This window comes from Streptococcus sp. SC1 (genome assembly GCF_030272855.1).
GTDB lineage: Bacteria > Bacillota > Bacilli > Lactobacillales > Streptococcaceae > Streptococcus.
Window position 1 is genome coordinate 40,608 of record NZ_JAQCMU010000005.1, and the last position, 12,379, is coordinate 52,986.

Consider the following 12,379-nt stretch of genomic DNA (forward strand, 5'->3'; position numbering starts at 1 on the left):
GCTCTAGGAAAGTTTTTTAAGTCTTGGCTCAGAAACGAGGGAGCCAAGCTGGATGTTTGAAACTTTGGTGCTATCCTAGAGCCTTCCTGATATTCTAGTCCTCTTGGTTTTCATATTGATTTAAAAATGTTAAAATAGTAGGCAAGAAAGCGGAGAGAATGCATGCCAAAAGAAGAAAATTTAACGGGGAATCAGGTTGTAGCCCTAACAAAAAAATATTTAGCTGCAGAGGATGTGGCTTTTGTTCAAAAAGCGTTGATCTATGCGATGGAATGCCATAGCGGGCAAACTCGTAAGTCGGGAGAGCCCTATATTGTCCATCCGATTCAGGTGGCGGGAATTTTAGCTAAGCTCAAGCTGGATGCTGTTTCAGTAGCCTGTGGTTTTTTGCATGATGTCGTAGAGGATACGGCGGCGACCTTGGACGATCTGGAGCGGGAATTCGGCCATGATGTGCGCGTGATTGTGGATGGTGTGACCAAGCTTGGGAAAGTCAAATACAAGTCTCACGAAGAACAGTTGGCGGAAAATCATCGCAAGATGCTCATGGCCATGTCAGAAGACCTTCGAGTGATCTTGGTCAAGCTGGCTGACCGTCTGCATAATATGCGTACTCTGAATCATTTACGGCCAGACAAGCAGGAGCGAATCTCGCAGGAAACGATGGAAATCTATGCTCCTCTGGCCCACCGTTTGGGGATTTCCAGTGTCAAATGGGAATTGGAAGACTTATCTTTCCGTTATCTCAATCCGACGGAATTTTATAAAATTTCCCACATGATGAAGGAGAAGCGCCGAGAGCGGGAAGCTTTGGTAGAGGAAGTTGTCCACAAGATTGAAACCTACGCGGGAGAACGCAATCTACATGGGAAGATTTATGGCCGTCCCAAGCATATTTACTCCATCTACCGCAAAATGCAGGACAAGAAGAAGCGGTTTGATGAGATCTATGATCTGATTGCCATTCGCTGCATTTTGAGCACCCACAGCGATGTCTATGCTATGCTGGGCTACATCCATGAGCTTTGGAAACCTATGCCGGGGCGTTTCAAGGATTATATTGCCAACCGCAAGGCCAACGGCTACCAGTCTATCCATACGACCGTTTATGGTCCTAAAGGTCCGATTGAGTTCCAGATTCGAACCAAGGAAATGCATGAAGTCGCAGAATACGGGGTCGCTGCTCACTGGGCCTATAAAAAAGGAATTAAGGGTCAGGTTGACGGCAAAGAATCTGCCATCGGGATGAATTGGATCAAGGAATTGATGGAATTGCAGAATCAGTCTGGTGATGCTAAGGAATTTGTTGATTCGGTTAAGGAAAGCTACCTGGCTGAGGAAATCTATGTCTTCACACCGGATGGAGCAGTACGTTCTTTGCCTAAGGACTCAGGACCCATTGATTTTGCCTATGAGATCCATACTAAGGTTGGGGAGAAGGCGACAGGAGCTAAGGTCAATGGCCGCATGGTGCCGCTCAATACCAAGCTGAAGACTGGGGATCAGGTGGAAATTATCACCAATGCCAATTCCTTTGGACCTAGTCGTGACTGGCTTAATCTTGTCAAGACCAGCAAGGCCAGAAATAAAATCCGTCAGTTCTTTAAAAATCAAGACAAGGAGCTGTCTATTTCTAAAGGGCGAGAGCTCTTGCAGGCTCAATTTCAGGAGAATGGTTATGTAGCCAATAAGTACATGGACAAGAAGCACATGGAAGATGTGCTCCAAAAGACCAGCTATAAGACCGAAGAAGCGCTTTTTGCGGCAATTGGTTTCGGTGAGATCGGTGCCATTAGTATTTTCAATCGTTTGACAGAAAAAGAGCGCCGTGAGGAAGAGCGGGCCAAGGCCAAAGCAGAGGCAGAGGAATTGGTCAAGGGCGGTGAAGTTAAGGTCGAAAATAAAAAAGACACCCTTAAGGTCAAGCACGAAGGCGGTGTGGTTATTCAGGGGGCGTCTGGTCTCCTCATTCGGATTGCAAAGTGCTGTAATCCTGTTCCTGGTGACGATATTGTTGGTTACATTACCAAAGGACGCGGCGTAGCTATTCACCGGCAAGATTGTATGAATCTCAAGGCTCAGGAAAATTACGAACAGCGCTTGCTTGATGTGGAATGGGAAGAAAATAATTCGACTAAAGAGTACACAGCTCACATTGACATTTATGGTCTCAATCGGTCTGGCCTCCTTAACGATGTGTTGCAGGTGCTGTCTAATACCACCAAAAACATCTCAACGGTTAATGCCCAGCCAACTAAGGATATGAAATTTGCTAATATCCATGTTTCTTTTGGCATTGCTAATCTGTCCATGCTGACGACGGTGGTGGATAAGATCAAGAGCGTGCCAGAGGTGTATTCGGTCAAACGGACCAATGGCTAAGTGCGAGCCTGTCAGAGTAGATAGTAGTCAGAAATAAAGGAAAAGATATGAAAATTGTCATTCAGCGTGTCAAACGTGCTCAGGTCAGTATTGCCCAGCAGCTGCATAGCAGCATTGAACAAGGTCTCCTGCTCTTGGTAGGTGCCGGGCCTGATGATAGTCAGGAAGATATGGACTACGCGGTTAGGAAGATTGTCAATATGCGGATTTTTTCCGATGCGGAAGATAAGATGAATCTTTCTGTTCAAGATATTGGAGGGGAGATTCTTTCCATTTCCCAATTTACGCTCCATGCAGATACCAAGAAGGGAAATCGGCCAGCCTTCACAGGTGCAGCCAAGCCGGATATGGCTAGTCCCTTTTATGACAAGTTTAACCAGCTGTTAGCTGAGCAAGTGCCAGTCAAGACGGGCGTGTTCGGAGCAGATATGCAAGTGGAATTGGTAAATGATGGACCGGTGACTATTCTGCTAGACACTAAAAATCGATGAAGGAATTGCGCGCCTTTTGAAGGTTAGTGGTTTAAGATCAAGCAAAAATAGTTTGTTTCTTTTCTAGAGAAAACTCATATTTATAGGCTTCATAAGTAACTTTTAATAGACCAGATGCTGGTTTCCTTAGAAGTTCTTATGAGGCTTTTTGTGTGGTTTAAAGGCGATATTATTCTAGCAGGCGGCTTTGGAGTTGATAGAGCGGAAGGGCAGTCAAGCGTTGCTCCTTGTCAGATGCGACAGATGTCTAGGGCTTATTGGAAAAGGGCTTTACGACTTATGGTATAATGATATATAAGTTTGAGGAGTCTCTTGATTTTTTCAGACTGATTTTCATAAAAAGAATAGGAAATAAGTATGCTCTCGATTCTTGCTTTATATATCACCCTGATGCCGGTCATTCTGGCTGGGATTCTGAATATGATCTTTTGCAAGTCTTCACTGCTAGGGGCGGCATACCGACCCATGGATGCCGGGCTGATTTTAAAGGATGGGAAGAGACTTTTTGGGGCTAACAAGACCTGGAAAGGTTTCTTTGGCATGATTGTCTGGGGAGCTTTGGCTCAGATACTTTGGGGCTTGCTCTTGAAGAGTATTCCTAGTCTAGAGAAGCTGCACTTGGTCTATGCCTTCTACGAAAATACCGTGCTATTTAATCTGCTGCTTGGAGCTCTTTTGGGGCTAGCCTATGTTTTGTTTGAACTGCCCAATAGCTTTATCAAGCGCCGTTTAGAAATCAGAGAGGGCAAGACGGCGGAGAATGGCTGGAAATGGACCTTTATCTGGATAGACCAGATTGATTCCTTGATTGGCTGTATTATTTTCTTGCTTTTCTATATCCCTCTGTCCTGGCAGCAGATGCTGGGCATTCTAATCCTAGGGGCGGGTACACATATAGGAGTCAATCGTCTGCTCTACTGGGCTAAGCTTAGAAAAAATCGTATGTGAGATGGGAGTTTTTGATGAAAGAACTATGGCTGGAAAAAGAGCCTTCAGCTGTCTATGGCGGTAAAATCAATCAGTTAATCAACCTCTGTCAGCTGGGGCTTTCGGTTCCTAAGGGGTTGATTTTGCCGGCAAACCAAGTCATGGCTTGGCTAAGAGCGGCTTTGCCAGAATACTCAAAACAGGGACTTAAAGAATTAATCGAACTGGGCAAAGAGAAAATTGCGGAGCGTTTGCAGCAATATCCTTTGGAGTCAGCTTGGCTACAGGAGTTAGCAGCCTTTTGTCAGGAAAATCAAGCTTATATCGTTCGCAGCAGTGCCCTCTTAGAAGACGGACAGGCCATGTCATTTGCCGGTCAATATGACTCGATTGGCAACTGCCGGACACTGTCAGAAATTGAGCAGGGCATTCGTTCTTGTCTGCTTTCTCTCTTTAATCCAGAAGCATTGGCCTACTGGCAGCGTCAGGGGCTGGCTGAGAAGGATTTTGCTATGGCAGTGCTGATTCAGGAGCAGATAGAGCCTGACTTCAGCGGCGTCTGCTTTTCCCTAGACGTGGCGACTAATCAGGATCAGTCTATGTTGCTTGAGTATGTAAAAGGCTCGGCTGAGAGCTTGGTTAGTGGCCAAGTTAATCCTGAGCAACTAACTCTTCTTTGGTACAAGCCGGACTGGAGCCAGTTTGAGAAAGTTGAAATCCCTCTGGCAGTCTTGCAGAAGCTGCATGACCAGGTTTTGGAGATTGTAGCACATTTTGGTCGGCCCATGGATATTGAGTGGTGCGCTGTCCAAGAGCAAGTCTATCTACTGCAGGCTCGGCCCATCACAACTGTGCCAACTAAAATCGACAGTGGTCGCTGGACAACGGCGAATTTTCGGGACGGAGGCGTGGCAGCCCAGCCCTGTCCCAACCTTATGTGGAGCCTTTACCGCCATTCTTGGCAAGAGGCACTCTCCAGCTTTTTGCTGGCAATTGGCCTAGAGCCTGAAGGTGTGATGCCGCCGCTGATGTGTCTCCATTATGCGCGGCCTTTCTGGAATTTAGGCGTAGTCAAGCAAGGCATGGAGCAGATTCCAGGCTATATTGAGCGAGACTTTGATGATGAGCTGGGAGTCAATAAAGACTACCAAGGTCAAGGTTTTACCAGTAAATTAAGTCCAGCCTTGCTCTTGAATTTCCTGCGGGTTGCTTTGAAAACGCAAAAAGTAACCAAGAATTTTCTGCGCCAAGCGCCAGACAAGCTGCAAGAGCTGCGCCAGCAATTTATCCGCCTTAATAAACAAATACGAGAACTAGACGATCAAACCCCGCTGCAGCAGGTCGAGAGTCTTTGGAAGTTAGTGCTAAATCAGGCTTATTTGGACAGTGAGGGAACTTATTTCTGGCAGGCCTACATCAATACGGTCCAGCTGTCTATGAAAAAGACCAGTCTACTCAAATGGCTGACGGTTGATGAATTTTTCCAGCTGATTGCAAAGTTAGGAAATGTTTCTCATACCAAGCCTTTAACTCGAATGCTGGAAGCTGCGGATCTTATTTTGACAGATAAAAATCTGACAGACAACTGGCTGAAGCTATCGGTGGAAGAGTTGCATCAGCTGGCTGCACAATATCCTGAGCGAACGGATTTCATCAAGGTTCAGGATTTTCAAAAGGATTTTGGCTATCACTCGGCACGGGAGCTGGACTTGCGAGTAGCTAGTTACGAAGAAGATGCTCATCAGGTGTTGACAGCGGTCCAGCAGTTAGTTGCTGATTCAGCGTATTACCAAGCGGCCAAAGCTTCGCTTAGTCCTGTCTCAGAGTCTTGGCTGGATTTGGCTCATCTATCTCGAGCCAAGCAGAAAAAGATAGAAAAAATCAGTCAAGACCTACGGGACTTGCTCTGGTGGCGGGAGGAGTTCAAGGATATTTCCACGCGCTATTACCACCTCATTCGTCAGATTAGCCTCAAACTCGGCCGATCCTATAAAAAGCGAGGTTTTCTGAAAAATGAACAAGATATTTTTTACATTAAGAAAGAAAGTCTGATTTCCTTTATGGAGGGGGAAAAGACTGCTGACCAGTTGCAAGAAGAAGCAGCAGATAATCAGCATTATTGCCAAGCCTATCGGAATTTTGAGCCAGTGGGTGATTTGACAGACAAAGAGATGAGTCTGGAAGAGGTAGCTCATGATAGTCAGGCTTTGCTGACGGGAATGCCAGCCAGCAGCGGACAGGTAACCGGTCGGGTTCGAGTTCTCTTGGATTTGGCGGATATTGAGACGATTGAACCGGGAGAAATCCTTGTCACCCGCTATACAGATACTGGCTGGAGTTATGTTTTCGGTATTCTAGGTGGTCTTGTGACAGAGTATGGCGGAGTTCTCTGCCATGCCTCCATTGTCGCTCGGGAATGCGGGATTCCAGCTCTGGTCTGCGCTAAGAATGCAACTCAGCTGCTAGAAACTGGCATGCTTGTAACTGTAGATGGAAGAAGAGGAGAAATAAGAATTTATGAAGAAGAATGAACCTTTGTTTATCGGTGAATACGATAAATCTGTTATCCTGACCTATATGGGCGCTGCTTTTGCACTGTTGGCAGTCTATACCATCATTCAGTCCCAGCTGCGGCTGGCCATGATGGCCTTTATCCTTAGCGGTATCTGTGATCTCTTTGATGGTGTGGTTGCGCGACGGATGAAGCGGACTGAAAGTCAGAAGCGTTTCGGCATTGAGATTGATTCGCTCTGCGACATGATTAGCTTTGCGGCTCTCCCTGCTGTGCTCCTCATGACTCAGCTGCCCTTGGGAGCGGCCAATATCATCTTGGCTGTCCTCTATGTCTTGGCCGCAGTCACGCGCTTGGCGCATTTTAATCGCTTGGCCAAGCATGATGAAGGATCTGGCTCGTATTTTATCGGCTTGCCTGTGACTTACAGCGCCCTCTTTTTCCCTCTGACCTATCTGGTATGTCAATGGCTGGCGCCTGGCTTCTTTGCTTGGGTGTGGCTGGGCTTGTCTCTTTTGTTAACCTTCCTATTTGTCTACAACTGCCGTATTCCCAAGCCGAATAAGCTGGCCTATCTAATCTTTGCGATTCTAGCTGTTGCAAGTCTGATTGGTCTGGGGGTTCTGCCCCATGGTTAAGGTCTATCAGAGAAGGACTGGCCAAGTAGTGGAACCGACAGAATACAAGTCGAGTCTGTTAGACAAGCTTTATGGTACTGCTTGGGGCCGCTTCTTATTGCCTATCTTGACCCGACCTAGCCTGTCTTATCTTCTGACTTTGAAAGACTACACTCCTTTTTCTCGCAAGAAAATAGCAACTTTTGTGAAAAATTATCAGCTGAATCTGGCTGACTATGAAGATGGCCCCTATCCTAGCTTTGCCGCTTTTTTCCAGCGAAAAATCAAGCCAGAACTGCGTCCAATCTGTCCTGACAGTCAGGTGCTGGCCGTTGCGGATGCTAAGTTAGAGGTTTTTACCATCAGTCAGGACTTACAGCTGACGATAAAGGGTCAGACATACAGGCTAGCTGACTTGCTGTTGGATGAAGAATTAGCTCAACTGTTTAGTGGCGGAACAGCGCTAGTATATCGCTTGGGAGTGGAAGACCTGCACCGCTATCTGGCAGCTGAATCCGGCAGAATTACCCAAAGTCGAAAAATCAAAGGCCGCCTGCATACGGTCAGACAGGTAGCCCAGAAGCGACGCTTGATTTACAAGGAAAATAAAAGAGAATACTGTCTTTTAGATACCGACCTAGGACCTGTCCTGCAGATGGAAGTAGGGGCTCTCTTGGTCGGAAAAATATACAATCACAGTCAGAACCGTTTGGTCAGGGGACAGGAGAAGGGTTGCTTTGGTCTGGGTGGCTCAACCATTCTTGTCCTCTATCCAGCAGGCACGATTCGCTTGGATCAGGATATCCTGACTTACTCAGACCTCGGAATAGAAACCCAAATTCAAATGGGTGAAAAGATTGGAGAAAAGCTATGTTTAAACGATTAGCTGTTTATTATAAGGAAATGTTCCCTTTGCTGCCGCGCTTTTTTGTGGCTGCCATCATGTTTTTTGAGATTTACTTTGTGCTATTGCTCAATGACGGAGTGACTACCTTTCACTTTGATCATCAGGAGTTAATTGGAATTTTTACGATTTTTGTCTTTCTGATGATTCTGCGAATTGCAGATGATTTCAAGGACTACGAAACCGACAGACGGCTCTTTCCTCATCGGGCTCTGCCATCAGGACGAGTAAAAAAGAAGGACTTGGCTGTTGCCCTCAGCTTTATCGTAGCTGTGTCTGTACTCCTCAATGTCCTCTTTATGAACAATATCGGCTGGTTCCTCTTTCTCTATATCTACGGAACCCTCATGTCTTTCTGGTTCTTTAAGCGTGACAAGATTCAAAATTCTCTGCCACTGGCTCTAGTGACCCATAATCCGGTCATGATGATTTTGAATCTCTATACTATCTCCTTTGTCTGCTACAAGTACAATCTGCCTCTCTTGTCCCTGCCGACTGTCTTGCTGGCCTTTACCATGTATTTCCCAAGTCTGATCTGGGAAGTCTGCCGCAAGATTCGGACGCCAAAAGACGAGACCGAGTATGTGACTTATTCGATGCTTTTTGGTTACAAAAAAGCCACTCGCTTTATCGAAGTGGTGACTCTGCTGGATATCTTGACCAATTTTGTTCTCCTCTGGAATATTTCCCATGTCGGAGTGGTAGTCTTGGTGCTGAATGTGATCTGGATGACTGTCCAGTTTGAGCAGTTTATCAAGGATCCGACTCGCTTTAATATCCGGGAGCGGGTGGAGCGCTATACCTATATCACGGAGACGACCATGGTTCTGTCCGTTGCTGTTTATCTCTTGATGGGGGTACTTTGATGAAAAGAATCAAGCAGACAGGGCTTGACCAGGTTGGAGGCAAGGCCTATCATTTGCTGAAAATGCAGGCTGCTGGTTTGCCGGTTCCTGACTTTGCTGTGTTTGCTTTTGACTTTTTTCAAACATCTGCAAGCTCTGTTGACTTGGAGCGGATGGAAGCAGCCTATCGGTCTGGAGAGTTGGACTTGTCCCAGCTCAGCCAGCAGCTGCAGGACTGGGCCAGAGAGCAGTTTAGTCAAGAAGATCTGACGGCAGCAGAAAACTGGATTCATCAAGAGTTTTCTCAGACAGACTGTTGCTTTGCAGTCCGCTCATCAGCTACCATTGAGGATGGGAAGGCTTCATCCTTTGCCGGTCAGTTTGAGAGTCAGCTCAATGTGAAGCCAGAGGGACTTAAAGAAGCCATCCAAGCGACCTTACTTTCTCTTTATCAGGAGTCAGCTCTTAGTTATCTGTTTGAGCAGGGGCTATCGTTGAAGCATGCACAGATGATTTGCCTTGTTCAGGATATGCAGGAGGGAGACTTGTCTGGGATTTACTTCACAGCTAATCCCAAGGGCATTCTGAACGAGCACATCATTGTCATCGGTCGGGGCTTGGGCAATAAGGTTGTTGAGGATAAAATTCCTACAACCATGGTGACTCTTCATCCCAAGGACCAGCTCTTTTATACAGAGCAGACGGAGGATTCACCAGACTTATCACAGGAACAACTCGAGGACTTACAATCCTTGGCTAGTCAGGTGAGTCAGCTTTTCGGACCTTATATGGATATGGAGTTTACCTTCGCCAATGGCCAACTCTATCTCTTGCAGGCACGTCCTATTACCACCTTGCCAGAGGGACCGCAGATTATTCTGGATAACAGTAACATTGTCGAGAGCTATCCGGGCGTTTCCAGTCTTCTGACTATTAGCTTTATTCAAGAGGCCTATGCCAGTATTTTTCGAAGTTTGGCCCAGCGCTTGGTTGGCAAGGATGCCCCTGAGTTGGCTGCCTATGAAGCCACTTTTCAAAATATGCTGCAGCCGGTCAATAGCCGAGTCTATTACCAGATTCAGAGCTGGTATCAGCTCTTGCAGCTTCTGCCTTTTTCAAAGAAAATCATTCCTATCTGGCAGGATATGCTGGGAGTGAGAGAGACAGAGGTACCTCAGATGCCGGTGCACCTATCTGCTTTCAAACGCCTGCAAATCATGCTCCGCATTATTCGAGAGTTTTGGACGGCACCTAAGCAAATGCGGCAATTGGAAGAGCAGTTTGCTCAGATTCAGCGCGAATACGAAGCGAGCTTTTCTCCCGAAGCAGATGCAGAGACCTTGATTGCCTTGGTCAGCAAGCTAAAAGAGGATATTTTGACTCACTGGGACATTACGCTGGTCAATGACCTCTATGCTTTTATTTATACTGGACTCCTGAAGAAGTCGCGTCGCGGCGGAGCTGTTCAGGCTGAGATTGCAGGAATTGAGCAGATTGAAAGTATGCGGCCAGCCTTGGCTCTGCAGGCTTTAACAGCTCAGCTGAAAGCAGAAGCAAATGAAGAGATTAGACAAGCCATGGCAAGTGAAAGTCCAGCGGTCTTTCTAAGTCGCCAACATCCTTTGGTTCAAGAAATAGTCCATTTTATCCATGAATTTGGTGACCGGGCTCCAGAAGAGTTGAAGTTAGAAACACCAACCTTCCGAACGCACCCAGAGCGTCTGCTCAAGCTCCTGCTGCAAATGTGCCAGCAAGAGGGGAAGAAGTTGGCTCCTCAGAAACTTGAAGAAGAGGTGCAAAAATCAGGCTGGTGGACGAATTTTCTTCGCAAGCGAGCGATGACGGGTGTTAAATATCGGGAAAGTTCTCGCTTAAACCGAACACGAATCTATGGCATGATGCGACAGATTTTCCGAACGCTTGGGCAGCGATTAGCCGAGCAAGGACTGCTGGCTAACCCTGACGAAGTTTTTTACCTGACAAAGGAAGAGTTGTTTGAGCTGACCAGAAAGCCCAGAGATGTTAGCGGCTTGATAGCCGAGCGTCGGGAGAAGTTGGAGGCTGATAAGGAACTACCAACCTTTAGTCGCTATGTTTTTGCTGGACAGGTCTTTGAGAAATACCTGAAACCGCAAAACCACACCAGCAGTCACAATACGGGCAATCAAGCCTTACAAGGAATTGGCTGCTCACCTGGCTGCGTCAAGGCTCAGGTTTTGGTCGTGGAAGATGTGCAGGAGATTGAGTCTGCTCAGGACCGGATTATCGTGACCAAGATGACCGATCCGGGCTGGGTCTATCTTCTGACCCAAGCCAAGGGTGTCATTGCCGAGCAGGGGTCTTTGCTCTCGCACACGGCCATTATTTCCCGCGAGTTGGGTATTCCCTCTATTGTCAATGTCAGAGGCGCCTGCAGTCACTTGCAAAACGGTGATTGGATTGAGATGGATGGCCTTACTGGCAAGATTCGACTAATCAAGGAGGAAGACCATGCTGAAAATTAAACCAGTCAAACCCAATACTGTAGAGCTGGATGATTTTCTAGCTCTTCCCAAGCGGATTTACCAGCCAGACCACCTCATGCAGTCGGAGGAGGAAGAGCTGGCCTTGATTGAGGGCAGTCACCCGCTGAGTTCTGACTTAGAAACCTATGCCTTTGTTGGTTATAAGGAGAGTAAGCCTTGTATTCGAGGCCTCCTGACCTTCTATCCAGACGATGAGGCTGCTTACTTGGGATTTTTCGAGTCGATCAATGACCAGCAGATTTCATCTGCTTTTATCGAGCATTTAGCAGGATTTGCCTGCAGTCTCGGAGCTAGCAGGATTATAGGTCCCGTACAGGCGAGTTTTTGGCTGGGCTATCGAATGCAGCTGACTGGAACAGAGGAGCTCCCTTTTACAGGGGAGCCTCATAATCCAGCTTATTATCTCCAGCTGTGGCAGGTTGCTGGTTTTGAACTCAAGGAGCGCTATCTGTCCAATTTTTATCCCAAGGTCAGCAATCAAACTCATCAGGATAAGCTGGCTCATCGCTTTGAGTCTTTTGAAAAAGCGGGTTTCACCATTTGCTCTCCCCAAAAGAAGGACTGGGAACAAGCTTCGCTGCAGGTTTTTGAGCTCCTCAATCGCCTTTATCAAGATTTTCCGATTTATCGTTCGATTTCCAGTCAGCAGTTCAGTCAGATTTTTCAGAAATACCGGTATATTCTTGATTTTTCTATGGTTAAGCTGGCCTATAAGGAGGGCAAGTTAGCTGGTTTTCTGATTGCCATGCCAGACTATGGCTCTCTGGTCTATCAAAGGCTGACTCCTTTTAACCTAGTCAAGCTTTTTTGGACCAAGCGTTTTCCCAAACGTTATACGATTATGTATCTAGGAGTAGATGAAGAATTCTTGGGGTTGGGCTCTGCCTTGGCCTATCCGATTTTTAAAGAAGCGCAGAAGCGACAAGCATCGGCTATCGGTGCCCTGATTCACCAAAATACCGTCACGCGCCACTATGCAGCAGAATTGCAAGGAGACAAGCATGAGTATGGCCTCTTTGAGTTGGAATTGGGGCTTGGATGATCTGTAAACAGTAGGTTCTCTCCCAGAGAATCTGCTTTTTACTTTTCGCTGAAAATGAAAGAGGTTTTCTCCCTGTCGACAGCTGAAAGAAAAGTATTTTATCAGGCTAAGGGATTGCAATTTTGAGTAAAATT

At 46.7% G+C, this 12,379-nt stretch carries 9 protein-coding genes; all 9 read left to right on the forward strand.

The window, feature by feature from the left end; all coding sequences use genetic code 11:
* Positions 1 to 162: 162 nt before the first annotated feature.
* Positions 163 to 2,382, forward strand: coding sequence for a RelA/SpoT family protein (locus tag PAN94_RS07875; protein ID WP_005592469.1), 2,220 nt, complete (start codon positions 163 to 165; stop codon positions 2,380 to 2,382).
* A 47-nt stretch (positions 2,383 to 2,429) separates the two neighbouring features.
* Positions 2,430 to 2,873 carry a D-aminoacyl-tRNA deacylase gene (gene dtd / locus PAN94_RS07880; protein WP_285875396.1) on the forward strand — a complete coding sequence of 148 codons (444 nt, stop codon included), beginning with the start codon at positions 2,430 to 2,432 and terminating at the stop codon, positions 2,871 to 2,873.
* A gap of 357 nt (positions 2,874 to 3,230) precedes the next feature.
* Positions 3,231 to 3,821: a CDP-archaeol synthase gene (locus PAN94_RS07885; RefSeq protein ID WP_148887319.1), complete on the forward strand. Its 591-nt coding sequence runs from the start codon at positions 3,231 to 3,233 to the stop codon at positions 3,819 to 3,821.
* Between the two features lie 14 nt (positions 3,822 to 3,835).
* On the forward strand, positions 3,836 to 6,331 hold the full coding sequence (locus PAN94_RS07890; RefSeq protein ID WP_285875398.1) for a PEP/pyruvate-binding domain-containing protein: 2,496 nt from the start codon (positions 3,836 to 3,838) through the stop codon (positions 6,329 to 6,331).
* Positions 6,318 to 6,950 carry a CDP-alcohol phosphatidyltransferase family protein gene (locus PAN94_RS07895; protein WP_285875399.1) on the forward strand — a complete coding sequence of 211 codons (633 nt, stop codon included), beginning with the start codon at positions 6,318 to 6,320 and terminating at the stop codon, positions 6,948 to 6,950. The genes PAN94_RS07890 and PAN94_RS07895 overlap by 14 nt, the downstream gene beginning before the upstream one ends.
* Complete coding sequence (locus PAN94_RS07900) at positions 6,943 to 7,815, forward strand: phosphatidylserine decarboxylase (RefSeq protein ID WP_125446380.1); 873 nt, start codon at positions 6,943 to 6,945, stop codon at positions 7,813 to 7,815. Before PAN94_RS07895 ends, PAN94_RS07900 begins: the two co-directional genes overlap by 8 nt.
* Complete coding sequence (locus tag PAN94_RS07905; protein ID WP_285875400.1) at positions 7,800 to 8,699, forward strand: UbiA family prenyltransferase; 900 nt, start codon at positions 7,800 to 7,802, stop codon at positions 8,697 to 8,699. Before PAN94_RS07900 ends, PAN94_RS07905 begins: the two co-directional genes overlap by 16 nt.
* A complete protein-coding gene (locus PAN94_RS07910; protein ID WP_285875401.1) occupies positions 8,699 to 11,182 on the forward strand; it encodes a phosphoenolpyruvate synthase in 2,484 nt (827 codons plus the stop codon). Before PAN94_RS07905 ends, PAN94_RS07910 begins: the two co-directional genes overlap by 1 nt.
* Complete coding sequence (locus PAN94_RS07915; RefSeq protein ID WP_285875402.1) at positions 11,169 to 12,245, forward strand: hypothetical protein; 1,077 nt, start codon at positions 11,169 to 11,171, stop codon at positions 12,243 to 12,245. The genes PAN94_RS07910 and PAN94_RS07915 overlap by 14 nt, the downstream gene beginning before the upstream one ends.
* Positions 12,246 to 12,379: the final 134 nt, after the last annotated feature.